The 25,314-nt window shown below is 45.1% G+C and carries 20 protein-coding genes and 3 pseudogenes; 15 read left to right on the top strand and 8 right to left on the bottom strand.

Annotation, left to right across the window (positions count from 1 at the left end; all coding sequences use genetic code 11):
* Positions 1-84: 84 nt before the first annotated feature.
* Positions 85-1,158, top strand: a complete 1,074-nt coding sequence (gene pheA / locus AC0IYG_RS12950; protein WP_471711577.1) for a prephenate dehydratase — start codon at positions 85-87, stop codon at positions 1,156-1,158.
* 47 nt (positions 1,159-1,205) lie between these two features.
* Here the strand turns inward: pheA and AC0IYG_RS12945 are convergent, their stop codons facing one another.
* Genes AC0IYG_RS12945 through AC0IYG_RS12930 form a run of 4 tightly spaced genes read right to left on the bottom strand, consistent with a single transcriptional unit; the run spans position 1,206 to position 4,678 of the window.
* Entirely contained in the window at positions 1,206-2,483 is a 1,278-nt protein-coding gene (locus AC0IYG_RS12945) for a hypothetical protein (RefSeq protein ID WP_471711470.1), read from the bottom strand.
* A gap of 49 nt (positions 2,484-2,532) precedes the next feature.
* Positions 2,533-3,348: a hypothetical protein gene (locus AC0IYG_RS12940; RefSeq protein ID WP_471711469.1), complete on the bottom strand. Its 816-nt coding sequence runs from the start codon at positions 3,346-3,348 to the stop codon at positions 2,533-2,535.
* A gap of 54 nt (positions 3,349-3,402) precedes the next feature.
* Entirely contained in the window at positions 3,403-4,065 is a 663-nt protein-coding gene (locus AC0IYG_RS12935; RefSeq protein ID WP_471711468.1) for a hypothetical protein, read from the bottom strand.
* Position 4,066: 1 nt separating this feature from the next.
* Positions 4,067-4,678 carry a DUF4136 domain-containing protein gene (locus tag AC0IYG_RS12930; protein ID WP_471711467.1) on the bottom strand — a complete coding sequence of 204 codons (612 nt, stop codon included), beginning with the start codon at positions 4,676-4,678 and terminating at the stop codon, positions 4,067-4,069.
* Positions 4,679-4,990: 312 nt separating this feature from the next.
* Between AC0IYG_RS12930 and AC0IYG_RS12925 the strand changes: the two genes are divergently transcribed.
* The 4 genes from AC0IYG_RS12925 to AC0IYG_RS12910 all read left to right on the top strand — a co-directional run bounded on the left by AC0IYG_RS12925 (position 4,991) and on the right by AC0IYG_RS12910 (position 9,507).
* Positions 4,991-5,548, top strand: a complete 558-nt coding sequence (locus AC0IYG_RS12925; RefSeq protein WP_471711466.1) for a DinB family protein — start codon at positions 4,991-4,993, stop codon at positions 5,546-5,548.
* 211 nt (positions 5,549-5,759) lie between these two features.
* Complete coding sequence (locus AC0IYG_RS12920; protein WP_471711465.1) at positions 5,760-6,437, top strand: response regulator; 678 nt, start codon at positions 5,760-5,762, stop codon at positions 6,435-6,437.
* Positions 6,434-7,804, top strand: coding sequence for a HAMP domain-containing sensor histidine kinase (locus AC0IYG_RS12915; protein ID WP_471711464.1), 1,371 nt, complete (start codon positions 6,434-6,436; stop codon positions 7,802-7,804). The genes AC0IYG_RS12920 and AC0IYG_RS12915 overlap by 4 nt, the downstream gene beginning before the upstream one ends.
* 86 nt (positions 7,805-7,890) lie before the next feature.
* On the top strand, positions 7,891-9,507 hold the full coding sequence (locus tag AC0IYG_RS12910) for a SulP family inorganic anion transporter (protein WP_471711463.1): 1,617 nt from the start codon (positions 7,891-7,893) through the stop codon (positions 9,505-9,507).
* A gap of 57 nt (positions 9,508-9,564) precedes the next feature.
* On the opposite strand, the gene AC0IYG_RS12905 is transcribed toward AC0IYG_RS12910, so the two are convergent.
* The 3 genes from AC0IYG_RS12905 to AC0IYG_RS12895 form a co-directional block, all read right to left on the bottom strand.
* Positions 9,565-10,653 (bottom strand): mechanosensitive ion channel family protein, encoded by a 1,089-nt coding sequence (locus AC0IYG_RS12905; protein WP_471711462.1) that lies wholly within the window; start codon positions 10,651-10,653, stop codon positions 9,565-9,567.
* Between the two features lie 4 nt (positions 10,654-10,657).
* Complete coding sequence (locus tag AC0IYG_RS12900; protein WP_471711461.1) at positions 10,658-11,476, bottom strand: N-acetylmuramoyl-L-alanine amidase-like domain-containing protein; 819 nt, start codon at positions 11,474-11,476, stop codon at positions 10,658-10,660.
* Positions 11,477-11,617: 141 nt separating this feature from the next.
* Entirely contained in the window at positions 11,618-13,357 is a 1,740-nt protein-coding gene (locus tag AC0IYG_RS12895) for an alpha-amylase family protein (protein ID WP_471711460.1), read from the bottom strand.
* 117 nt (positions 13,358-13,474) lie between these two features.
* Between AC0IYG_RS12895 and pgmB the strand changes: the two genes are divergently transcribed.
* The 3 genes and pseudogenes from pgmB to AC0IYG_RS12880 all read left to right on the top strand — a co-directional run bounded on the left by pgmB (position 13,475) and on the right by AC0IYG_RS12880 (position 18,958).
* Positions 13,475-14,131, top strand: coding sequence for a beta-phosphoglucomutase (gene pgmB, locus AC0IYG_RS12890; RefSeq protein ID WP_471711459.1), 657 nt, complete (start codon positions 13,475-13,477; stop codon positions 14,129-14,131).
* Between the two features lie 97 nt (positions 14,132-14,228).
* Positions 14,229-16,545 (top strand): annotated as a pseudogene (locus tag AC0IYG_RS12885) (glycoside hydrolase family 65 protein).
* Positions 16,546-16,726: 181 nt separating this feature from the next.
* Positions 16,727-18,958 (top strand): tetratricopeptide repeat protein, encoded by a 2,232-nt coding sequence (locus AC0IYG_RS12880; RefSeq protein ID WP_471711458.1) that lies wholly within the window; start codon positions 16,727-16,729, stop codon positions 18,956-18,958.
* A gap of 113 nt (positions 18,959-19,071) precedes the next feature.
* On the opposite strand, the gene AC0IYG_RS12875 is transcribed toward AC0IYG_RS12880, so the two are convergent.
* Complete coding sequence (locus tag AC0IYG_RS12875; RefSeq protein ID WP_471711457.1) at positions 19,072-19,455, bottom strand: response regulator; 384 nt, start codon at positions 19,453-19,455, stop codon at positions 19,072-19,074.
* Between the two features lie 304 nt (positions 19,456-19,759).
* Between AC0IYG_RS12875 and AC0IYG_RS12870 the strand changes: the two genes are divergently transcribed.
* From AC0IYG_RS12870 to AC0IYG_RS12840, 7 genes and pseudogenes are all read left to right on the top strand, one after another.
* Positions 19,760-20,023, top strand: coding sequence for a YtxH domain-containing protein (locus AC0IYG_RS12870; RefSeq protein WP_471711456.1), 264 nt, complete (start codon positions 19,760-19,762; stop codon positions 20,021-20,023).
* A gap of 180 nt (positions 20,024-20,203) precedes the next feature.
* On the top strand, positions 20,204-20,401 hold the full coding sequence (locus AC0IYG_RS12865; protein ID WP_471711455.1) for a hypothetical protein: 198 nt from the start codon (positions 20,204-20,206) through the stop codon (positions 20,399-20,401).
* 479 nt (positions 20,402-20,880) lie between these two features.
* A pseudogene (locus tag AC0IYG_RS12860) lies at positions 20,881-20,964 on the top strand (hypothetical protein); the annotation flags it as partial.
* Between the two features lie 3 nt (positions 20,965-20,967).
* Positions 20,968-21,462, top strand: a complete 495-nt coding sequence (locus AC0IYG_RS12855; protein WP_471711576.1) for an RNA polymerase factor sigma-54 — start codon at positions 20,968-20,970, stop codon at positions 21,460-21,462.
* The gene (rpoN, locus tag AC0IYG_RS12850) at positions 21,425-22,327 is read left to right on the top strand and encodes an RNA polymerase factor sigma-54 (protein WP_471711575.1); all 903 of its coding nucleotides are present in this window, start codon (positions 21,425-21,427) and stop codon (positions 22,325-22,327) included. Before AC0IYG_RS12855 ends, rpoN begins: the two co-directional genes overlap by 38 nt.
* Before the next feature lie 40 nt (positions 22,328-22,367).
* Positions 22,368-23,839, top strand: a pseudogene (locus AC0IYG_RS12845) (sigma-54-dependent transcriptional regulator).
* 32 nt (positions 23,840-23,871) lie between these two features.
* Positions 23,872-25,302 (top strand): two-component system sensor histidine kinase NtrB, encoded by a 1,431-nt coding sequence (locus tag AC0IYG_RS12840; RefSeq protein ID WP_471711454.1) that lies wholly within the window; start codon positions 23,872-23,874, stop codon positions 25,300-25,302.
* Positions 25,303-25,314 lie beyond the last annotated feature (12 nt).

Below are 25,314 nucleotides of genomic sequence, written 5' to 3'. Positions count from 1 at the left end.
TATATTTGGCGGCTTAAAGTAATATCCGGGGAAGACAGTCTTTAATGCTAGACTTGCTTCCCTACACATTTTAATGATTTTTTGGTGGATCTACTGGACCTTAGAAACAGAATAGACGAGCTTGATGATCAGTTACTTACCGTTTTGAATGAGCGCATGGAGCTCGTCAAAAAAGTGGGTGAACTGAAACGGTCATCACAGTCTATTATTTACAGGCCGGAAAGGGAAAAACAAATCCTCGACCGGCTCGAAAAACGCAATAACGGCTTGCTGACACGACAAGCGATCGATGCCATATTTTTTGAAATTTTCGCCGTTTCGCGTAATCTCGAATTGCCGGAACGCGTGTCTTACCTGGGGCCTGAGGGCAGTTTTACACACCAGGCAGCAGAAAGCCGGTTCGGTGGCATGAGCGAATATCTGGTCTTGCCTACTATTCATTCTGTTTTCGAAAGTGTTGAAACCGGCCGTGCAAAATTTGGCGTCGTGCCAATTGAGAATAATCAGGAGGGGATTGTTATTGAAACGGTTGATTTCCTTCGTGATAAAAACTTGTCTATCGTCGCGGAAGTGCTTTTGCAAGTGCATTTTACTTTTGCATCCCAATCGGATTCGCTGCGAAATATCAGGCGTATTTATTCCAAAGACATTGCGTTTCGTCAATGCGGGAAGTTTATCAGCGAATATCTGGAAGGAATGGACATCGAGCTGATCCCGGTGGAATCTACGTCCAAAGCGGCTAAGCTAGCCTCACAAGAAGTGGATTCAGCAGCCATTTGCTCATCTATTTCGGCCAGACTTTTCGGTGTTCCGATTTTGTATGACAACATTGAAGACAGCGACCAGAACAGAACGCGGTTTTTGATTTTGGCAAAAGACTTTGTGAACATTAAAAGCGACGATGACAAAACAACAATCATCGCAAACTTGCCTAATACGAACCGCCCAGGGGTGCTTTACGAATTTTTGAAGGACTTTAATGACAGGGGGATTAACCTTACTAAGATTGAAAGTAGGCCGGTAAGAGGCACTTCCACATTCAGGGCGTGGTTCCTGGTTGAGTTCCTGGGGCACGTCGATGATGCGCCTGTGCAGGAAGTGATGCATAAATATGGATCACATCTCAAATGGCTCGGCAGTTATATCCGAGTTTCTTAAAAATCTTCTTTGCTTTGTTTGCCGGGGGCTAAGACCCCCGGCAATTTTTATTTTAAAGTGCCTCGGTAAAGGGAAGGCCAGTTCCCGTAAAGCTCAATAGAAGTTTCCGAGCCATCAGGCAATTTGACTTTTACAATTCTGTTGGCAGTAGGATTTTGAAATGAATCAACTCCAAGCACAACAATCTCTTTTCCTTTCACAATTGACGTAATAAAAGGCTCCTTCTTATCAATAGCCAATAAAACCTGCTCTTTTTTAGGCTGAATCCAATTGCCGTTTAGCTGAAAAGGCAGATCTTGATTTGTTCCGCCAACGATTACATCTTCAACTTGCTTCGCCATCCAGTTTCCAAGCGAATAAAACTCCGTCGGGAAATCCCAATAAGGAGGCGCGGTGCGTTCCACAGGCTTTTTGCCAATTTCACTTTCAGGCGTTTTACCGTCTGCCGGATACCATTCATAACCCCAGCCGGGTGCATCTTTTGTTACTTTATATGCATTCGGGTCGTTGCTGCTAGGGCCGCCGTCGTGCCATAAATAATAACCGTCAAACAAGATCAGTGAAAAAAGCGACATGCTTAACGCCTGACTTGCGGGCATCATTTCCAGCTGATTCATCACCAATTCGCCCTTCGGATCGGTAAGCCGATAATTCCAGGGTACGATCGGATCATTATAAAGCGGCATATAACGGTTCCAGCCGAAGAATATAAACTTATTATTTTTTTGATACGGGATCAGCTTGTTGATGCGCAATGAATGGATTGCCGAAAGCAACACGAAATTGTTCGGTGTGTTTCCCGCATCATCCTTTGCAAACATGGGTTTTGGATAAACATCAATGGGCGTTGCATTGAAGAGATCATGGAAATTTTCGCCATTGGGAAGCGGCTCAAAATTGGAATTGTTTGACTTCGGATCATTGTAATCGTTCATTAATTCCTCCGGATTTTTGCCTCCCACCGTGTTGATATGCGGGTTCGTATATGCGCCTCCGCCCCAGTAATCCATCAAATACATGTCCGGATTGTTTTTCCGGATCGTTTTGGCAAACCAAATCAAACGCTGCTTTACTTCCGGAATGTAATGCTGGTTCCAAAACTCAAAATCAAGTGCGTAAACGCCGAAATTCGGGACACCAGCCCAGGTCTCCACCTCAGATTTAGACAAAGTAGAAAACCACTTTTCATCCTTATCCGCAAAATAATTGGGCGTAACCGTGTAATGCATCCGCGGCGCGGGTGTGTCCTTGCCGCCAGAAAGATAATTGATGCCACGCTTGTAATAATTCTCCGTAGGAACGTAGTCATTCAGACGATACTGCATCACCAGCTTGCCCTTAATAGGCTCAAATTCGGGGAATTTTGTGTCAAAATCAATATTTATGGTCCGGGAAGGCGAGAACCATTCGGGGAATGGCGATCCGGGTCAGTTTCGTATCTTCTTTCTTGCCTAATGTGCCTGATAACCAAATGTTTTGCTGCCTCAGCGACCGGTTTCGCATTTTGTTCCACCAGTCATTATAAGGAGCATCGATCCAGCGGGCAGTAACCGAATACAAATAGCCCGGCTTTACTTCAATTCCGTTTTCAAGGCCTTTAACCTCAATTCCGTCGATCATGATGACCTTGGTGCGGCCATCTTCATAATTTCCGAAATCTTTCAAATGCAGCTTACCGTTGACCAAAATCGGCCGCACGTCAAGCCAGTTATCCTGACTTCCTTGTCTGATCCAGGTTTGGGCATCGGGAACTTGACTTTTTTTAGCGGCGTCAAATTCAAAAGCAGCAGTCGTTTCACATCCCGCCTGTCCGAGACTTACGACTTTGATCTGCGCGTTTCCAGTTTCAAGGTCCAGTTTTGGAATGGACAGCCAAATGCCAAATCGATGGGGAACCTGATCGAATTGCAGCGTTTTGCCTTTTTGAGAAATTTCAACATGATAGGGAGAAAGACCGCCAGCATTCGCTGCGAGTTCGAACTGCATTTCGTCGCCCACTTGCCGGTAACGCCTTACGACCAGATCGCAAACAGAAGATGCAGAATCGAGGGTGCGGGCAACCGGGTAAGCATCAAGCTTCTGAGGATAGGTCCGGCCGGTGGAAGGGCCAAAGCGGCTCCACAGCCAAAGGCCGGACCCAGTCAGAAATATTACTAATGCGGTAATCCAAAGGAATGTTGATTTTGACAAAATACTGTTGTTATTGGGCACAATTACGCGGGTTGATGATAGGATCAGACAAACTTACCACCAGCGATAGAATAAACCAATTGACCCGTTGACAGACGAAATTCCTTTATCAATGTATTCGTGTTTGTAAGAAACGCCGTCATACTTCACACGCACATCGACGCCGAAGGAACCGTCTGGCTTGAACAGAAACTTAGATCCAACTCCAACACCATATTTTGGCCTTACTTTCTGATTCTGCGACGCGAGATTGCCATAGTATAATGTGTAATCCAAAATGCTGACCCCGCCGCTGACCTGCACATAAGGTTGCACAGTCGCATTTTTTCCTAAAAAAGAATAGTTTCCGAAAACTTCGATCGGGATTTGCGAAATGGTCCGGGTCTGCACGGCAGAGATCGTTTCATTCGCGCCTTCATACAATGCACGCGGGATCCTTTTCTCGAAATAAGAAGAACCCAGCTCTCCACCGACAGAAATCGGCGAATTTCTCAAAACCCATTCAAGTGAAATCGAATAGTTTTGAAATGAAGACTTATCAATGTAATTATCCGCAAACGATCCAAGCGGCATGGCGCCCATCAGTCTGGCAGTGGCCAGATAATGTGTGTAGCGCTCGAAAGGAGAGGGAAGCGTATAAAGCTTTGGTGCTTCTTCCTGCGCATATGATTGCAGGGCTCCCAATATGAAAAGGGCAACGATTATGACTTTTTTCATCTTAGTTAATTTTTAAATATTCGGACTGGCCAAAAATTGAGTCAACCATTCTGTCCACATAGTCTCTGCTGCCAATGCCGGCCCCGCGAATCTGCGCATCCCACACCACTTTGAAAGTCTTATCCGCCGTGTTCGGGTTTTTGAAGTCGAGCATCGAAATCAGCCAGTAACTTTCACTTGTTTGATAATACTGATAATAGCTCGGATAGCCGTAACCATAACCACCGCCGCCCCAGTAACCACCGTAGTAAGATGACAATGGCTGCGAAACCACATTAAGATAGGTGTTGGTGATCCAGCTGGCATTAATTCCCACGTCCGGCTTGCTTTTCGGACTGACATATTTGTATCCCAACTTTTCCATGTTGGAAATAATGCGGATGAGCACGTCCCTGTCAATGTCTGTCAATGCAGTGCCCGCCTGTCCGTTTTCGACAACCAGCACGGAATCCACAATGCTGAAAGTTTTATATTGGGTAAAATTGGCCGCTTTGTCGTGATTGGTGATATAAACCAGGCTCTCTTCGGTTGACAAGTCACTGATGGGATCTTTCGAGCAGGACATCATTCCTAATCCTGCTGCGAGTATGAACAATGAAGCTTTTTTAAACATGATTCTTTCTTGTATTTAAATATGATTGTTTAACGAAATTTGAAATTGAACATTTTATTTTTGGTTATTTCTCCATCCAATTTTTTAGTTTTAAATGGCACTGATATATTTCAGGACTATTCTGAAAGAAAATTGGTTGTAGTAACCGGAAATCATTTGCACGCGGATCGTCGCCTAGCAACTTGCGTGCCTGCGCTTCACGCCAAGGTATGACTTTGGTGCAACCGCATCTTTGGGATAAGGAGAAGATATTGCTGCCGCACTTTATTCTGGAATAAATTCAAACAGGCACTAACTCATTTTTTAGTATACATGGAAACGAAAGAGGAAATTTTAAGGATCATAGATGTTCTCAACGACACTTATGAAAGCGAAGAAGCTTGGTATGGTCCGTCGGTTGTGGAAGCATTGCGCGACGTTACACCCAAAATGGCTGAGGTAAGGCTGAGCAGCAACACCCATTCTATTGCAGAGATCGTCTATCATATGACAACGTGGCGGATTTTTGCAGTTAGAAAAATTCAGGGCGATGCGGAATTTGATATCAAAACGCTGGATAAGGACTGGAAAAAATTCCCGCTGGTGGACGAGTTTGAATGGGAAGCAATTCAAATGGAACTGAGCCTTTCCCAGGAAGAACTGGTTTCGGAACTGGAAAAGATCGAAAGCGACAGCTTCCTCGAAGAGTTCGTGCCGGGACGCGATTACAGTTATTACACATTGATTCACGGGGTCATTCAGCATGACGTTTACCATGCAGGACAAATTGGCCTGATCAAAAAAGCAGTGAAAGGAATGCGTCTGGAAGAGGATGATTTCGGGGCTTTCGATGACCGGGCTGATCTTGACAACGGAACTGACTATTACTGAAAAGCTTATATTTTATTTTGCGTAAATGGCCTATCGCTTACGTTTTATAATAAATATTTTATATTTTGCACTATAATAGAGCGGAGCTGTACACAACTACAATCGTTCTAATGGTGTGGATATAGACAAAAAGGCTGTTCGATTTTTCGGGCAGCCTTTTTTTAAGAGAAATTGTATGCAACATTTGGCTTCTAAAAATGCGTCAGCACATATGAAAATTTTAATTGTCGAAGATGAACCCAAACTGGCCGGATTTCTGAAACGCGGCCTCGAAGAGCAATCCTGGGAAGTAGAATTGGCATATGATGGGCAGGTGGGAAAGAAGATGGCTTCCAATTATCGTTTTGATGTGATAATCCTGGACGTAAACCTGCCGCTGCTGAATGGTTACGATCTTGCCAAACAGTTAAGAAATGACGGACTTACGACACCGATTCTCTTTTTGACCGCATTAGGCACTATTGACGATAAGCTGGACGGGTTTGAAGCTGGCGGTGACGATTATCTCGTTAAGCCATTCGAATTCAGGGAATTGATTGCACGCATTAAAGTGCTTTCACAGCGAAACAGCAACAGGGAGCAATCCAATCAGGTGCTGAGCCTTGCCGATCTGGAACTTAACCTCGATGAAAAAGTGGCCCGACGCGCAGGCAACCGCATTGATCTTACTGCCAAAGAATTCGCCTTACTTGAATATTTAATGCGCAACAAAGGCCGTGTTGTTTCGAGGGTGGACATTGCAGAGCAGGTTTGGGATATCCGCTTCGATACCGGCACCAATGTGATTGATGTTTACATTAATTTTTTAAGGAAAAAAGTCGATAAAGATTATCCTAACAAGCTGATTCATACGGTTGTAGGAATGGGTTACATCTTCAAGGAAGAATGAATATCAAGTCCCGCCTGACATTGCTTTTTACCATGCTGGTGGGTTCCATCATGGCATTGTTTTGCCTCTCCATTTACTTTTTTTACGATCAATACAGGGAAAAGCAGTTTTATTCTTTTTTGAACGAAAGAGGGCAGACCATTGCGCAGTTGGTAGAAGCAAGCCAGGGGATCAGTAAGGCGGACATTGCCAAGATCGAAAAGGAAAATAACACCGTTCTCCTTAATGAAGAAATCACCATTTACGATGGCGCCGATTCTGTAATTTTCACGAGCGGTGAGGAAAAGTTTGCATTGTCCAAAGCCATGTTGAATGAGGCCAGGGGTGGGCGTGAAATCCGGACCAAGCACGATAAAAAAGAAGCCATCATTATCCGGCACATTTTGCAGGACCACCGCAAGCCGTGGGTTGTGATGGCGGTTGCCAATGATTATCCCGGAATGGATCAGTTAAAACGGCTGCGCGAAATCCTCGTAATCGGCTGGCTTTTGTCTCTTGTGCTCGTGGGCGTTGCGGGCTGGCAATTTGCCAATGATGCCATTAAGCCCGTTTCCGATATCATTGATCAGGTTAACAACATTTCCGCAGGGAATTTGCACGAAAAAGTAACCGTAGGACGTGAAAAAGACGAGCTGGCACTGCTGGCGCAGACATTTAACCAAATGCTCAGTCGCCTGGAAATCGCCTTTATCGCGCAAAAAAACTTTGTTTCTCACGCTTCACACGAATTGCGCACGCCACTCGCACTCATTATGAGCGAGGCTGAGCTAAGTTTGATGAAAGAGCGGTCCAGTGAAGAATATCAGGTTGCATTAAAAGGCATTTGGGCGGAAGCAAAGGAAATGAATGAGTTGGTGAGCCGCCTGCTTGAACTCGCCCGGACCGAAGAACACGCATTCAAGGTGACATTCTCCAAAATTCGCGTCGATGAGGTTTTGTGGCAGGCAAAAGCATCTGTTCAGCAAAAAAATCCGGGATATGAAGTGCACATTCATTACGACAATATTCCGGACAACGAAGAGCAGCTGAAACGTTATGGCGACGAAAGTTTGCTCAAAACTGCATTCATGAACCTCATGGACAATGCGTGCAAATATTCCAACGACAAAACCGTCAATGTCTATCTCGAAATCCAGAATGATCTGATCAAGATCTATTTTAAGGACGTCGGCGTGGGCATTGCGGCGGACGAGCTCCCTTATATTTTCGACACTTTTTACAGAAGCGCCACCACCATCAGCAAAGCCGGTTACGGCATAGGCCTCGCCCTTACCAAGCGCATTATCAACATGCAGGGTGCCAGCATTGAAGTCGAGTCGAAATCCGGCGTCGGGACCACATTTATTTTAAAGTTTCCGCCTTTTTAACAGCCTTTTAATTCGGTGTTAATGTGCCTTTAACACCTCAAAATGTTCTTTGTAGCATTAAATCACAATTCCCGATTTATAATGCTATGAAGCAAGTTGCTGCACGCCTTTCCCGTTCAAATCACCATGTTCCATTCAGCTGGAAACACGATTTGCTCTCGGGTCTGCTCGTATCACTTGTTGCATTGCCATTGAGCCTCGGCATCGCCGGAGCAAGCAATTTTCCTCCGATTATGGGCGTCGTGACGGCCATTGTGGGCGGGCTTATCGTTTCATTTTTTACCAATTCAGCACTAACCATCAAAGGGCCGGCCGTAGGCTTGATCGTGGTCGTTGCGGGAGCCGTTGCTGAGCTGGGAAAAGGAAATAACATAACCGGCTGGCATCTTACATTAGTTGCCATCGTTGTTGCCGGCATTTTGCAGATTATCATGGGTTTGCTTAAAGTGCCGAAGTTTGCAGATTTCTTTCCATTATCCGCTGTCCACGGCATGCTCGCGGCAATTGGGATAATCATTATATCGAAACAAATTCATCTCGCCGTAGGCATTGCACCCGAAGCATTGCAAGGCAAAAAGCCGCTCGAACTGCTCGCTATGCTGCCCCACAGTCTGATGAACATGGAATATCACATTGCGATCATTGGGCTGGTTGGGCTTATGATCATGTTTGGCTGGAAATATCTGTCGTTTTCCATTTTCAAAAAGCTGCCGCCTGCATTGGCTGCATTGGTGGTTTCTATCGGGTTAGGGCAATTTTTCCATCTTTTTGAACCCACTTACCGCGATATCAAACCGCTCATTAACCCGGGCGAATTTTCAATAAACTACAACCTGGACTTCGATGGATTCGATGGAGGCGATATCATTCCGACCTTTTCTAAATATGTGGCATTGCTTGCATTAGTAGGAAGCCTCGAATCTTCGCTGACCGTAAAAGCCATTGACTTACTAGACCCTTACAAAAGAAAAACGGATATAAACCGCGATTTGGCTGCCGTAGGCGCTGGTAACATAGTCGCCGGAATGCTCGGAGGTTTGCCAATGGTCTCCGAAGTTGCGCGAAGTTCTGCCAATATCTACAACGGCGGACGAACACGCTGGTCGAATCTGTTCCACGGCATATTTTTACTGATTTTCGTAGCGCTTCTACTGCCGGTTGTCAAAATGATCCCGGTTGCAGTTTTGGCAGCAATGCTCATTTTTGTAGGATTCAGGCTGGCTTCACCGTCAGAATTCCGGCACATTTACGACATTGGAAAAGAGCAGTTCATCGTCTTCCTTATCACAATCGTCGCCACATTATGCACCGATTTACTGATAGGAATTGGCTGCGGCATAGTAGCAGAAGCCATCATTCAATTGCGGTTTGGCGTCAGGCCGTCGGACATTTTGGAGCCCAATTTTGAGATAAATTCGGACCAGGACAGCGTCTTTGTAAATGTGCTGACAGCAGCCGTTTTTGCCAATTATCTGAGTCTAAAAGCAAAATTAGAAGCGATACCACAAGGGAAAATGGTTAACATCAATTTTTCCAATGCTCCTTACGTCGATCACACGGTGATGGAGAATATTACGAGATTCAAATATGAGTACGAAAAGCATGGCGGGCAAATGTCGCTGATGGGTTTTGAGCATCATATGGCCTTGTCGGATCATCCGCTGGCCGCACGAAAACATCAAGGATTAACTGTAATGAGTTAAATTGAGTTAGGTGAGTAGTAAGAGAAGATTGGCCTCCGGATATTTCGGGGGCCAATTTTATATGCGGCCCGGCAGGTCCGGCAGCATGTTTTCCTGCTTTTTCGCTTCTTCAATACGGTGACTGGGAAGGGCTTCCGGATATTCCTGAGAAATAAATTCGATCATTTTCTCGCGCACATAGCATCTCAGGTCAAATGTTTCCGAAGAATTCCGCGCCGACATTAATGCTCTCACGACCATTAACTGGCCTTGTGTGTCAGTAACCTGCAATGCCCACGATTTTCCGTCCCAAAGCGGTGTCTGATCCAGAATTTCTCTCAGTTTTTCACGCAGCTTTGCAACCGGCGTCAGATAATTCAGCTGAAAAAAGGCAGTGCCAATCAATGCGCTGTCGTTGCGTGTCCAGTTTTGAAAAGGCGTTTCAATAAAATAAGTGATCGGGAGCACGATGCGGCGGAGGTCCCAAATGTTGACGACCACGTAGGTCAAATTGATTTCCTCAATGCGGCCCCATTCGCCTTCTACAATTACAACGTCATCTATCTTAATGGGTTGTGTAAAAGCGATCTGGATTCCAGCCATCAGGTTAGCCAGCGATTTTTGCGCCGCAAAACCAATGATCACACTGAAAATGCCCGCCGAAGTAAGAATGCCGACTCCATACTGACGTACACTTTCAAAGCTGAGGAGCAGGATCGAGATGCCAAATGTGATGATCAGAATGATGACGATCCTTTTGACAAACTTGATCTTCGTAAACATTCTCCGCGCCTGGTTGTTGTCCGGAGAAGTAAAATCGAGTTGGTCGATCAGCACTTTTTCGATAATGATGACAATGCGCGTCATCAGCCAGGTCGTAACGGCAATTAGCAGCACTTTACTGATCGTGAAGACCAGATAATAGTCCTTATTACCCAGCGAAAAGGTCTTTAAGGCAGTGGTAATGAGTAGCAGCGGAATAAAAAAATAGAGCACACTCGTCAGGTTCTCCCGGATTGCCCGCACCGCACGCCACTCTTTTTTTGAAGCAGTAATTTTGATAATGTTAATAACGATCGCACTGATTATCACGCCGATAACAGCAGCCGCCAGGACGACTATCCAGGGAACATTGCGATAATCAAGCATGTTGGCAAATTCATTCATGAGGTCAGATATCGTTCAGCCGCGCCACGATCATTCCGGTATGTTTCGGAACAGACGCCACATATTCCGCCAAAGGGACATTGGTCATAATCACCTTTTTGCCTGTTAATGAGGCGTGTATAAGATAAGCGCGGCTTCCTACTTTTGAAATAATGCCCATATGGTTCACATCCAGGCCGTCCACCGAAGAAGTGAATGCAACAATGTCGCCATCATGAAGCATTGGCTCAGCCTTTTGAATCCCTGCTTTCGGGATATAACTGTGTTCGCGCGCATTGATCAGATTCTCCTGCTCTTTCACTTTTTCCCACGCCGCCGTTTCAGCCAGCGAAGGATATAAGTTTGCATGGTTCGACATAAAATTGATCTCCTTTTTGAAAGGGACACCGCCAACTTTGGCCGTAATGTTCTCTAACCGGCCGCGCTTTTCATTTTCATACATCCAGTCCAGCACATAATGCAGTCTTGAAGGATAGCCGTCGATAACGCCCTCGCGGTAACGCAGCTTGGTAAGCTCACTTTTATAACCTTCGTAAGTTGGATTTTCTGTTTTGGCAACTGCCAGCGCAACAGCGCTTTCTACCAATGTTGTGCAGTCGAGTCCGTCAAATTTGCAAACCAGCCTTTCAGTAGGGTTGCCTTCCAATGTGCCGGCAACGTAAGGCGTGCCGAGAAACGACTCGCCCATCCGCAAAACCTGCGTTCCAATGTCCCTGCTATCCGGCAAATCCATTTTTTGTGCAAACACTTTTTGGACACTCGATTGCGCAAACAACCCGGTTGAGGCCAAAACACAAATGGATAGAACTATAACTCTGATCATGCTTAGAATTCCTTTTTTTGCGTAAAGTTCACGTTTATAAATACCAAAGGAGGCGTTTGCTACTTTCAAATTTAAATAATCTTTCCTACGATAGCAGGACTTAGGGCTATTGTTATAAAAGGAATTTGAATTTTATCATTCTCACTTCGCCTCGATTTCGTAAACCGCCACGGAGTTCGGAAGAAGCTCAACCTGCACGCCGGTCGACGTGATTTCTGTCGCCTTCATGCTGAGCTGTTGTAGAAATGCAGGAAAAACAGGCCTTAATTTATATTGCGTCGTGTTGCCCAGTTTTAAGAAATTTGCCCAGGCATCCTGCGGGATTCTAACGGTGGTTTCAACGGTCTTTTCTTTGTCAAAATTGTAAATGAAAAGCAGTTTTTGTCCCTCGGTGTAGCGTAAGTAACTATATGTTAGTCTCCTGTCGTAATTTCTTGATTGCCCGTCAACATTGGCATATTGCAGATCGTAGAATCCGCCCGCATAGATGGCTTCGTTGTCCTGCACAAAACGATTCAGCGACATATAAAACTCGCGCAGCTGCTTTTGATCATTGGTCAGTTTTTCAAGATCAAATTTCCCGCCATTAACCCATTGCTGAAATTCGGTTACGCCCCAATAATCAAATATCGTCGTGCGGCCGTCATCCCCCTGAAAACCTTCTTGTTGTGAGGGGTTTACGCCTAACTCCTGACCGAAATAAACCATTAATGGTCCGGTGTGAAGCGTTGCGCTCAATGTCATCGCGGGAACCGCCGCCCAGGCATCGCCCGCAAAATAGCGTGATGCAATGCGCTGCTCATCGTGGTTTTCAAGAAACCGGAGCATATTCTGGCTTATATCACCCGATTCCTGCTGCCATATCCGGGTAATGTCCTCCACTGTGCCGTTCCCCTCGATCAGGCTTCGCAGTGAATTGTAAAGCCCCACTTTGTCATATAAGTAATCGAACTTTCCGGTATGGATATAATGATGATATTCAGCCGGATTGTAAATCTCTGCGATGAAAATAACCTCCGCTTTGATCTTTTTGATTTCCGGAATAACCCATGCCCAAAACTCCGCCGGCACCATTTCAGCCATGTCGCACCGAAAACCATCCACGCCCTTTTCAGTCCAGAAACGCAGAATGTCGTACATTTTCTGCCATGTAGATGGGATCGGGTCAAAATAGCGTAATCCTCCGTTCTGGTAATCTATCCCGTAATTAAGCTTGATTGTTTCGTACCAGTCATATTGGCTGGGCTGGGCTTGGAAAACGTCATTTCCCGTTGCCTTCGCGGGCCGCTCGTGATATGGACCAGTGATTTCAACAGGCGGCTTATGTCCTTCCGGAACAACGAAATCGTGGTTTGGAATGTAGTAAAAGTTGTTTTTTGGGCTAAAAGCGATTGTATTGTCATCATCTTCACCAAAATCCTTCACGCCCGCTGCGCGCGCATCCGAATGATACTGACGTGCCACATGGTTGGGAATAAAGTCAATAATCGCCTTCAAGCCTAATCCGTGTGTGCGGGCAATGAGCCGTTCAAATTCCTGCATGCGGTTGGGCACGTCCACGGCCAGGTCGGGATCTACGTCATAATAATCTTTGACCGCATAAGGCGAGCCCGCAATGCCTTTCACAATTAGCGGATGATCGGGCTGGATGCCAAACTGGCTGTAATCAGTCAGCGTTGCATGTTCGAGCACGCCTGTAAACCAGACATGCGTTATGCCAAAATCTTTCAGCGCATGCAGCGCTGTTTCAGTGATATCATTAAATTTCCCGCAGCCATTTTCTGAAATGGAGCCGTAAACTTTATTCGTCGTGGATTCATTTCCGAACAATCGGGTGAAGATCTGATATACAATGAATTTATCTTTATTAGCCTCTGGCATATCAAGTTTTGGTTGTTAAAATGCTGGTCCCTGCGCGTCCGGCAATGTGCTCAATGCTGTTCAGAGGGCGTGCTTGGAAATTTTTACTACTTTGCAAGATATCAAATTTGAAATAATATGCCCTCAATAGCCGCATGCCTTTTTGACCTAGACGGAGTGATTGTAGACACAGCCAAATATCATTATCTCGCGTGGCGAGAACTTGCCAATGACCTGGGATTTGATCTGACGCATGCGCAAAACCAGCTTTTAAAAGGGATCAGCAGAATGGAATCGCTCGACATTATCCTCGCCATTGGCGGCGTCGAATTGTCTGACGAAGAGAAGGTTATCCGCGCAACTCAAAAGAATGCCCGTTACCTGGAACTCTGCATGCAAATGACACCGGCGGACACACTTCCCGGCGTGCGGGATTTCATAGAAAGCTTGCGATCCAATGCAGTGAAAACAGGTTTGGGCTCAGCCAGTAAAAATGCGAAAGTAATTCTCGAACGCATTGATATGCTCACCTATTTCGAGACCATTGTAGATGGAAACCGGATAACCAAAGGCAAACCAGACCCCGAAGTTTTTCTGATGGGAGCAGCAGATCTGGCCGCATTGCCGGTTAATTGTGTCGTTTTTGAAGATGCAGTTGCAGGAATACAATCTGCAAAAGCAGCCGGAATGATGGCCGTGGGCATTGGTGAAAAGTTTGTGCTTACAGAGGCAGATATAGTCATTCCCGGCTTTGCGGACTTTACATTTGCTGATCTGGAAGCTGCATTTGCGTAACATTGCAAGGCTTCGCTAACCCTTCCACGGTTAGCTTATCAAACCAGATTTTCACATATTTGAGCTGTTATTAGCACATCTCTCCTTTTTATCGTCAATGAAGAATTACATAACCCATGATGAATGGTGCATTGTAGAAAACGGCTTTCATGCTGAGCACAACGAGATTACCGAAAGTTTGATGAGCCTGGGAAATGGCAGAATGGGGCAGCGCGGTAACTTCGAAGAACGATATAGCGGCAAAACATTACCGGGCAATTACGTCGCAGGTGTTTATTTTCCAGACAAAACGCGTGTGGGCTGGTGGAAAAATGGTTATCCCAATTACTTTGCAAAAGTCCTGAATGCATGCAACTGGATTGGCATTGATATAAAAATAGGCGAAGAAGTGCTCGATCTGCACCAATGTGAAATTGAGGCTTTCAGTCGCGTCCTGAATATGCGGGAAGGCGTGCTGGAACGTCACGCAACGGTTAAACTTTCAGGAGGAAGAACGCGTTAAAATCCATTCACAGCGGTTTTGCAGCATGGCAGACGACGAATCCGGCGCGATCCGTTATAATGTTACATTGCTCAATTTCAATGATATTGTTACGATAACACCGTTTCTGGACGGTAACATAAAGAACCGCGATTCCAATTACGACGAGTCGTTCTGGAACGAGATCAGTAAGGAAACGGCCTTCTCGCAGGGATATCTTGTGTTGGAGACTAAGCCAAATCCTTATGGCGTGGAGCAGTTTCAAGTGGCAACCGGGATGGCCTTTGATATAAAGATAAATGGCCTGAAAACCGATTATCAGTCACTGCCTGTGAAGCGAGATAAGTATGTTGCCGGAACTGTCAAGCTTGAACTAAAAGAAGGTCAGGAGCTTAGCGTATATAAGTATGGGGTCAATCTTTCTTCCACGAATTATGCCAAGGAAAAACTGGTGACTGAGGCGCAGGCATACATTTCCCGGATCTCTGAAAAAGGCTTTGAGCAGCTGTGTGCGGCGCACGTAGCCGCCTGGGCTGAAAAGTGGGGACTGAACGATATTACCATTGAAGGCAACATTGCCGCGCAACAGGCGATCCGGTTCAATATTTTCCATCTCGGACAAACTTACACGGGCGAAGATGAGCGCCTTAACATTGGTCCAAAAGGATTTACGGGTGAAAAATACGGCGGCAGCACTTATTGGGACACAGAAGCGTATTGTATTCCATTTTATCTGGCAACGGCCGAGCAAAAAGTTGCGCGTAATCTGCTCGTTTACAGATATAAGCAACTTGATAAAGCCATAGAAAATGCTGAGAAACTAGGCTTTTCGGACGGTGCCGCGCTTTATCCGATGGTAACCATGAACGGCGAAGAATGCCATAACGAGTGGGAAATCACCTTTGAAGAAATCCACCGCAACGGCGCCATTGCTTACGCAATTTACGATTACACGCGCTATACGGGCGACGAGAGTTATGTGAACGGAATGGGCCTCGAAGTGCTGATTGCCATTTCAAGGTTTTGGAAACAGCGAATTAACTGGTCGGAGGAAAAGGTGCAATATGTGATGCTGGGTGTGACCGGGCCCAACGAGTATGAAAACAATGTTAACAACAACTGGTATACCAATTACATCGCGTGCTGGACGCTACGATATACATTGGAGGTGATCGGCAAGTTGTGGACAGAAGATTCCCGCAAGCTGAACGAGATCATTATCAAAACCAATTTCAGCCTGAATGTGGAGATGGATGCGTGGAAGCACATTGTTGAAAATATGCATTTCCCTTATGACGAAAAGCGCAAGGTTTATTTGCAGCAGCAAGGCTTCCTGGACAAAGAATTACTCACCGTTGATGACATTGCAAGCGAACGGCCGATCAATCAAAACTGGTCCTGGGACCGGATTCTGAGGTCTTGCTTCATTAAGCAGGCTGATGTTTTACAGGGTTTGTATTTCTTTGAAGATGAATTTTCTGTTGAGGAAATTAAACGCAACTTTGAATTTTACGAGCCAATGACGGTCCATGAATCGTCGCTTTCTCCATGCGTGCATGCTGTGTTAGCTGCCAAAGTAGGACTGAGAGAAAAGGCTTATGAAATGTACGTCCGCACCGCACGGCTCGACCTGGACGACTATAATCATGACACCGAAGACGGCCTTCACATTACGTCAATGGCGGGCACGTGGATGAGCATTGTGAAAGGTTTTGCAGGACAGCGGGTTAAGGATGGCATGCTGGTGCTGAATCCTTACGTGCCGGAACAATGGAATTCGTACTCTTTCCGGATCGGCTTCCGGGGTGCATTGCTGCTGGTTTCGGTGGCAAAAAATGGCATTACCATTGAAAATACATCAGAAAAATCACAAACCGTCATTGTCGGGCAGCGGCGCGTCTTCATAGATGCCTATGGATCAATTAGTTTGTAATACTAATTGTAATTATGATAATCTTATTTATTTAAAAAGTTATATTTTACAGAGAATCTAGCAAACGGGTAAAGCAAATATTGTAAATCTGAAACATTCATCGTAGGTTCGGTGTTTGAGCCATCACTTTCACACTATGGTACAAAAGATTTACCTACTTGTTTTTTCAGGTATCTTGCTGATGTTGACGATCTTATCTCCTAAGGTTTCGTCCGCTCAGGACTTCAATGAATGTCAGCGAATTGTAAAAGATCTTCTTCCCGTTTTTAACCGCAGTTTTGAAGAAAATAATCCGGCCCTGCTCAGGGAAGAATCATATCAGCGCGGAATACGAAATCTGCAAGCCGCTTACGCACTTTATCATAAACAAGCTTTTCAACCAGCCGATTCTGTTCAGCGCATGAACAATGAAGCCGTGATTCTGGCATTGCTCGGCAATTATCAGAAAGCACTGCACATTATGGAAGAGCTGGAACTCAGTTCCCAGGATCCGCATCTGCATTATAACCGGGGGCTGTTTGGCATGTTGTCCGGAAAATATGCGTCTGCCCGTGCTGATTTCGCGGATGCGCCCGGCGGCACACAAGCCACATTGAACACTTTGGTTTCTTACGCCAAGGAAAAGAGATACGGTGACGCGCTCGGGTTTGCGACTGGTAACAGCGCCAAAAACACGGACGGGAAATGGAATTACAATCTCGGAATGCTTTACAAATTCAACGGGCAACTTCCCGAGGCTGTCGATGAAATGGCAACAGCGATCCGGCAAAAGGACGAGATGGCTTACCGGCTGCAACGCGGCGATATGCTCATGCGCACGGGAAATGAGAAAAGAGCCGTCAAAGATTTTGAAAAAGTGTCCCGCAATCATCTGAAAGCCCAGATCCGATATGCGAATGCATTGTTATCATTAAACCAGTTTGGCGCTGCGAAGGCGGTTTTTGAAAAATATCTGGAAACGGACGACCGCACATTCCGGGGCGATGCTTATCTGGGCATGGCGCATTCATTTTATGGTTTGAAGCAGATCAGTGAAGCGCAGCGTTATTACAAGCTAGCCTCAACATTGAAGCGCGAAACGCCGGCATTACAATCCGGAATGGGCAATACGCACCTTTCAAAACACGAATATCAGACCGCATTCACGCTTTTTGACCGGGTTATAAAAAAGGACTCGACCTATATGCCCGCTTATCTCGGCCGCGCTGTCTCTTATTACGGACAGAAAAAATATGATCTTGCTTTGCAGGATTTCAAGAAGGCGGAAAAGGCACTGAATGAGGATAACAAGTTTTTTGCAGACCTGTTTGTTACCAAAGCATTCTCAGAATATTATCTGAAACAGGTTAATGCTGCGCAGGACGACTTCCAGAAAGCCATTAAGATGGATCCGACCCGTTACGAAGCATTAGCGGGAATGAGCAGCATTATGATCGATCAGAAGCGCTATTCGGAAGCAGGGCAGTTTTTGTCCAAAGCGCTTGTATATGAGCAGGGTTATGACTTAATGTGGAGCAATTACGGAAGCTTGCTGCTACATTTTGATATGTATAAAAAGGGTTATCAGGTGTTCAAAAAGGCAGTTTCGCTGAATCCGTCCAATGTCAATGCGCAAAACGGGTGGGGGATTGCTTTACTCGAAAATGATCAGCTTGATAAGTCAATGGTCTTATTTGACAGCCTTTTGAAAGAAAAACCTGATCTGCCTTTTTTGAATAATAACCACGGCATTATTCAGGCATATATTGGAAACCGGCACGCGCAGCGGCATCAGGTTAATGAAGCGAATGCACGTTATGATGGCGCATTTAAAGATTTCGCAACGGCCATGGACAATGCGCCTTCCCGGAAATTTTATAATGTAAATCAGGGCAATGTTTACCGCTATCTCGAAAAATACGATGAGGCTAAACTGAGTTACCAGACTTATCAGGACAAAAGTGCGCTCAATAACACAGCAGTAATGTATGCTGGTCGCGAGCAATTCAAGGATGCGAAATATTATCTGGGCGTTGCGCTTCAAATTGACTCATTACACCGCGTGTTCCAGTATAACATGAACATTCTGGTCAAAGGGAAGCAGAAGGAAATGATGCGACTGGTTGCTTCAAATGATGAGAACAGTCCCTTTTCGGACATTGGAATCAAGTATAGCCGTGACGGTTTTGTAACGATTTATCTTTACGATTACGAGTACGATCAGCTGAGTTTTCCAGGACGCCATTATATGCCGCTTCCGGTTGCCGAGTATAAGGAGGATTATTTTATTCCGGAGTACGATTTCAAGCTGATTGCTTATGCCAAAAAGAAAGGGGAGGACCCGAAAAAGAAGCGGGTTCGCTATAAAAGCCAAAAGGTAAAATTGCCGGGATCGAGAGGGAAATCCGGAACAAAGTGCCCGGTTTTATTTTAAAGAGCTATTAAGATTAAAAACAAATAATATTCCGATGAGAAATATATTCTACGCATTTCCTCATCGGAATGCTCAATTGAAGCAACATTTTCTACTATCAGCGGCCGAATCGCTTAATGTTTGCCGTTGTTGTTGCCCCCCGTGAGGATGTCTCTAACTTCTACGAAACTGATGGGCTTGTCAAGAAAGTAATCTGCACCTTCTCTGAAAGCTTCCTCTCTTAAATTGGTCATGGCGCTCATCATTACAATTCTGGCGCCTACTTCCGGGTTCGCGTTTCTAATGCGGTTAATTTCGTTAATTCCCTTGCCATCCGGTAAGTTGTTGTCAATGAACACCCAGTCGGGCTTCATACTGTCAATGCATTCGAGCCCTTCCGAGAGAGAAGCTGCAACTTTAATGGATGCATCCGGTGATTTAATATTTAACTGTCGTACTAGAAAATTGCGCATCAACACCCCCAAATCCTTCTCATCTTCAATAATTACAATTTTCATAGCGCTGTGTCAGAAATAGAATTTTCAGTCATTGTTTAGGAGAGTTGTAGTCAAAATTATTCCTTATGGGTTTGCGATGAGATTTTCAATGGCTTCAAATACAATAACCCTGCCATTTAGCGCGTCTGGAGCCTTCGTTTTATTGACCGGAAAAGACCTCAGCTTTTCTTTTTGCCGGTTTATGTGTAGAATGTTTATCCCGTTCAAGTACATTGCGCCATTGGTACAGGATTTTGTACCAATGTTTTGTAAATGAAATCTTTCACATAAAACGGATTAACGTTATGAATGGTAATAAAGCATTTTGGGAATCGTAACAGCGGCAGCGGTTGGAGCAATCATCGGGTTACTGTTTGCTCCCGAAGAAGGAAACCAGACACGCAAAAAAATCAAGAAGAAGACAAATAGCCTTGCTACGGACCTGATCGAAGCGCTTGAAAAAAGCAAAGAAAAAGCAGCAGGTGCTGTAAGCCAATTGAAAAAAGAAGGCGAAGAATATAAAGACGCAGCCATTGACAAAGCAGACGAGCTTACGGATGCGGCTAAGGACGAATATAACAAATACTGATAACACTGTTTCGGGTGCGAGCAATTGCGCCCGAAACATTATCTGCTTCATCACAAATGAAAAATACGTCGACAAAATCAAAATCCACTGACAACTCGGCTCCAATCGAAAGTACAGTGAAATACTTCCGGGACATGTTCGTCTCGGGCCCGCAAAGCAGCGGCGGGAAAACACTCTGAGTTGGGTGTAAATGCATTGCTGGCGAAAACAGCATTGCGCCGGCTTCCGCCACCATTGAATTTCGTTATTCCTTTGGTTGTAAAAAATGTCATTGTAAAGCACGGCGTTCCTGAGGGAAGAGAATTGTTGCTTAAAGGACTTAAATGGGTAAAGAAAAAACAGACGACACGCCGCCAAGCCTGGCATAGTCGTTACTGATATCGCATGAGATGTCGAACCCTTCCGAAAAGAAGGGTTCTGTGTTTTGTATAAAAGCGAGTCGGCAAGAAATTTGTTAAGACTTCTATACGTCTGCTCAATTTGGGAGGGCAAATGTTGTGTTTTGCGCAGTTTCGGTTGCTTGCATTACCGGCTGGTCAGGACATGAGTTTTCGAAAAGTTACAGCGCTTTTTAAATTAACTCCGTGAATTATTGGCAGTTGCCATTTTAATATAAATTTGAAACGTGTAGGATGCTTCGGTATACCGAACACCGTTCCAACTAATAATCCGGGTAGTCCGGCGATTACACACTGTACAGACGTTTTTTTGTATTACGGAAGCATTCTGAATAAATATACTCAGTCTGTGGAAATTAGTACGCAATCTTGATAAACGACCTGCCGGTTGGAGAAAGATTGGATAAAGAATCGTAAATTTAAACTTTAAGAATTCTAATTTTTACCCTTGGTTGCTATATGCAAAGACAAACGCAGACGCAAAGACAGACCCTGAAATATTCTCCGTTGCAAATTCAGATGCTGAATTTACTGCATTTGACAACAATGGAATTGGAACAAAGAATCAAAGAGGAGTTAGAAGAGAATCCTATTTTAGAGGAAGGCAAGGACGATAATGCTTCGGAAGACACCGTCGATGAATTCCAGGATCCGGCAGATACGGGCACCGGCGAAGACAATTCCATGCAGGATTACTATGACTGGGACGAATTCAGAGATGATGACATTCCGGATTACAAGACTTACGCTAATAATCAGTCGCCTGATAATGAGCTTTATACGCGTCCGATGGTGGAAACCATCTCTTTCCGCGACGATCTGAAACAACAGGTGCATTTTCTAAGGTTGGACGAAAGACAGCAGCTGATCGCAGACTTTATCCTTGATTCATTAGACGAAGACGGCTTCCTGAGACGCGAAAGCGATGTGATTGCCGATGATATTTCATTCGCTAACAGCATGTTCATTGACACAGATGAGGTCAATTTAATGCTGAAAATGAATTCAGCAGCTGGACCCGGCGGGAATTGCTGCCAATGATCTGAGAGAATGCCTGCTGATCCAATTACACCGCATTGAAAATCAGGATGACACGTGGAAATGGGCTTACAAGATCGTTTCAGATGCATTTGACGAGCTTGGTTCGCGAAATTATGACAAGATCATGCGGATCACAGGTCTGGATGAGGAAGCGCTCAAAAAGGCCATTGCACTCATCACAACATTAAACCCAAAACCAGCCTCCGGATTACGCAATGACTCGATTGTTAACGAGAGCATTAAGCCTGACTTTATGCTGCGCTACACCGAGGACGGCGATATAGAGGTTCAGCTTACCTGGGGAAATAGCCCGGCGCTGCGTTTGAACAAGCTGTTTACGCAAATGGCTGAGCAGAAAAACGATAAGGCTACGAATCAGTTCCTCAAAAACAAAATGAACTCCGCAAAGTGGTTCATTGACGCCATTAAGCAGCGCGAAAATACAATGCTGAGCACATTGCGGGCAATTGTCAAACTGCAATATGATTATTTCCAGACTGGCGATATCAAGAAGCTCAGACCCATGATCCTGAAAGACGTCGCAGAAATAATTGACATGGACATTTCAACCGTTTCCCGCGTTACCACCAATAAATATGTGCAGACACCGTTTGGGATTGTATTGTTGAAGGATCTTTTCACGGAAGGCGTTACCAATGAGGATGGAACCGAAGTTTCCAACAGGGAAATCCAGGAAGCGATCCGGGAAATTGTCTTTGCGGAAGACAAACGACATCCATATAACGATCAGCAAATTACAGATATGCTCTCTGAAAAGGGCTATTCTGTCGCAGAAAGAAGGACCGTTGCCAAATACCGGGAACAATTGAATATCCCTACTGCAAGATTAAGAGTTACCATTTAAGCAACGTAAAAACCACTGGATTTAGCCCTAATAACCTGGCATGAAAAAAATTGTTGTTGTTGATGATGAGGCGGATATCTGCTTCTTACTGAAGAGATTTTTATCAAAGAATGATTTCATTGTAGAAACTGCGCAAAATGGAAAAGACGGACTGGCGCTGATCGAGTCGATCTCGCCCGATCTGGTTATGACCGATTTTCGCTTGGGCGATATTACTGGAACTGAGTTGCTTACGGCAATTAAAACCAAACGTCCCAATGTTCCGGTTTTGATCATTACTGGTTACTCGGACATTAAAGTGGCCGTGAGCGTAATGAAGCTCGGCGCCTATGACTACATTACAAAACCGCTTTTTCCGGATGAAATCCTTGTCACGGTAAAAAAGGCAATTGCCGACGCCGAATCCAAAGAAAACGAAGAATTTGAATACACTTCGGTTGCAACCGGCACTTCCAGCGGATCTTCTGAAAACGTAAAACCGGTCAGAAAAAGCAGCTCGCGTACAAAACCAGGCTACGTAATGGGCCAGAGCGATGTTTCGGACAACCTTTTCCGTCAAGTCGATCTTGTTGCGCCTACCAATTTCAGTGTAATTATTTATGGTGAAAGTGGTTCGGGTAAAGAGGCGATTGCGCAGGAAATTCATAACCGTTCAAAAAGACGGGATATGCCGTTTGTGGCGATGGACTGCGGGGCTATTTCGAAAGAATTGGCAGGAAGTGAGCTTTTCGGTCACGAAAGGGATCTTTTACCGGTGCCCTGAACACGAAAATTGGTCATTTTGAAATGGCTAATGGCGGAACATTGTTTTTGGATGAAGTTTCCAATTTGTCCTACGAAATCCAGGTTGCATTGCTGCGTGTAGTACAGGAGCGTAAGATGCGCCGGATTGGTGGTTCAAAAGAAATTGACCTCGACGTAAGGATCATTGTCGCCAATAACGAACGCTTGCTTGAATCAGCACGTAATGGCAAATTCAGAGAAGATCTTTACTATCGTTTTAATGAATTTACCATCGAGGTGCCTGCATTGCGCAATAGAAAAGACGATTTGATGCTGTTTGCAAACACATTCCTCGATACAACCAATGTTGAATTGAACAAGAATGTTACGGGCTTCTCGGAAGAAGTGAAAAATGACTTCCTGAATTATTCATGGCCGGGTAACCTGAGAGAGCTGAAAAACGTGATCAAACGTGCCACATTGCTTTCTGACGGTGAACTGATCGAGGAGAAATCACTGCCTTTTGAAATCGTTAATTATCGCAAGCTGAAAGACCTGGATGAAGAGCCAGCAGCCGCTGTTTCCACAGTAAGCACAACGGCAGCCGCACCTGAGCCAGTGGATGGAGACGATTCGAAACCAAGCCTGAAAACCGTTGCCAACGAAGCCGAATATGACATGATCATGCAAGTTTTAAGAGATGTGAATTTCAACAAAAGTAAGGCAGCCCGACTGCTGAACATTGACAGAAAGACACTTTACAACAAGATGAAACAGTTTGACATATAGTTGTTAAGCTACCTTTTGAGCCATAAACCCTAATGAACAGTAAAAAAATAAAGGTGCTCCTTGTAGACGATGATGAGGACGATTACTTCCTTACTCGTGAGTATTTCCAGGAACTGGTAAATTGGAAATTCGAGATTACATGGTGTTCGACCTTCCGGGATGCGCAATATCACATCAAGGAAATCAAATACGACCTCTATCTGTTCGATTATCTATTGGGAGAAAGCACAGGAATTGACCTGATCGATCTGGCTTGCCAGTTTGAATGCGAAGAACCCATTATCCTGTTAACCGGAAAAGGTGACACAAAAATTGCAGTCGAGGCGTTGCGCCTTGGCGCCGCCGATTATCTGATCAAAAGTGAGCTTGATTCTGAAAAGCTGGAAAGAAGCATTCGTTATGCTTTGGAAAGGACTTCGGTGCTTAAAGCTTTGAAACACAGCGAGCGACGTTACAGGAGGATATTCGAAGAGTCCAACGATTTCCTATTTATAAGCGATCTGGAAGGGAACATTATCGACTTTAACACTTCCGCCAGCGTCTTAACAGGCTATGATGAGGAGGAGCTGAAAGTAAAAAATATCCTCGAACTGATCGAGGATGGACAGTTTGACTCTCCGTGGCAGGATATTAAAGATCATCCGATCCACGATTACGAGGTTAAGCTGCTGACAAAGGACTCAGACAAGAAATACTGTCTCTTCTCGGCCTCGCTCGAAGTCGATGATGAGCATCCGTATATACAGGGAAGGTTACACGATATGACCGCGCGGAAACAGTCGGAAAGGGAAAGATTATTTTCCGAAAAAATGGCTGTTACGGGTCGTCTGGTGCGAATGCTTGCTCACGAAGTGCGCAATCCGCTGACGAATGTGAATCTTTCCGCAGAGCAGCTCGAAATGGAGCTGGTTGATGAAGATCAGAAGTTTTACACGCAGATCATCAAAAGGAACTGTAACCGCATTAACGACCTGATCTCACAGCTTCTGCAACCGTCGAGTTCAGCAGATATTGAGCTTGTTACGAGTTCGGTGCACACTGTTCTTTCACAGGCAATCGGCACGGCGCTGGACCGCGTGCAGCTGAAAAGGATCCAGATCGTGAATCAGTTTGCAGAAGAAGACCTGGAACTGCCGCTGGATTCCGTCTCGTTGCAAATGGCGTTTTTGAACATCATTACGAATGCCATTGAAGCCATGGAGGAAGATAAGGGCATTTTGAGGATTACGACAAAAAGCCTGGGAGAGAACATTCAGGTCACATTCTCGGACAATGGTTCGGGCATCAGCGAAGAGCACATGGAAAAGATCTTCGAGCCATATTTTACCGGCAAAAACAACGGAATGGGCATTGGATTATCGACAACCATGAGCATTATCCACGCCCACCACGGCCGCATCGACGTCCAGTCCGAAATAGGATCCGGAACAACATTCACGATTACATTTCAAAGTCAGAAATAGGTTTTTCTAAAC

This window comes from Dyadobacter sp. AC419 (assembly GCF_979253085.1).
Note: the sequence above shows the minus strand (reverse complement) of the source record. Positions and strands in the feature narration are given on the sequence as shown.

Bases quoted from the DNA above. Each gene is read 5' to 3' on its own strand.
- AC0IYG_RS12945 (WP_471711470.1), bottom strand. From the start codon at position 2,483: ATGCAGTATCGTCTGAATGACTACGTTCCTACGGAGAATTATTACAAG.
- AC0IYG_RS12935 (WP_471711468.1), bottom strand. From the start codon at position 4,065: ATGAAAAAAGTCATAATCGTTGCCCTTTTCATATTGGGAGCCCTGCAA.
- AC0IYG_RS12930 (WP_471711467.1), bottom strand. From the start codon at position 4,678: ATGTTTAAAAAAGCTTCATTGTTCATACTCGCAGCAGGATTAGGAATG.
- AC0IYG_RS12925 (WP_471711466.1), top strand. From the start codon at position 4,991: ATGGAAACGAAAGAGGAAATTTTAAGGATCATAGATGTTCTCAACGAC.
- AC0IYG_RS12920 (WP_471711465.1), top strand. From the start codon at position 5,760: ATGAAAATTTTAATTGTCGAAGATGAACCCAAACTGGCCGGATTTCTG.
- AC0IYG_RS12915 (WP_471711464.1), top strand. From the start codon at position 6,434: ATGAATATCAAGTCCCGCCTGACATTGCTTTTTACCATGCTGGTGGGT.
- AC0IYG_RS12910 (WP_471711463.1), top strand. From the start codon at position 7,891: ATGAAGCAAGTTGCTGCACGCCTTTCCCGTTCAAATCACCATGTTCCA.
- AC0IYG_RS12905 (WP_471711462.1), bottom strand. From the start codon at position 10,653: ATGAATGAATTTGCCAACATGCTTGATTATCGCAATGTTCCCTGGATA.
- AC0IYG_RS12900 (WP_471711461.1), bottom strand. From the start codon at position 11,476: ATGATCAGAGTTATAGTTCTATCCATTTGTGTTTTGGCCTCAACCGGG.
- AC0IYG_RS12895 (WP_471711460.1), bottom strand. From the start codon at position 13,357: ATGCCAGAGGCTAATAAAGATAAATTCATTGTATATCAGATCTTCACC.
- pgmB (WP_471711459.1), top strand. From the start codon at position 13,475: ATGCCCTCAATAGCCGCATGCCTTTTTGACCTAGACGGAGTGATTGTA.
- AC0IYG_RS12880 (WP_471711458.1), top strand. From the start codon at position 16,727: ATGTTGACGATCTTATCTCCTAAGGTTTCGTCCGCTCAGGACTTCAAT.
- AC0IYG_RS12875 (WP_471711457.1), bottom strand. From the start codon at position 19,455: ATGAAAATTGTAATTATTGAAGATGAGAAGGATTTGGGGGTGTTGATG.
- AC0IYG_RS12855 (WP_471711576.1), top strand. From the start codon at position 20,968: ATGGAATTGGAACAAAGAATCAAAGAGGAGTTAGAAGAGAATCCTATT.
- AC0IYG_RS12840 (WP_471711454.1), top strand. From the start codon at position 23,872: ATGAACAGTAAAAAAATAAAGGTGCTCCTTGTAGACGATGATGAGGAC.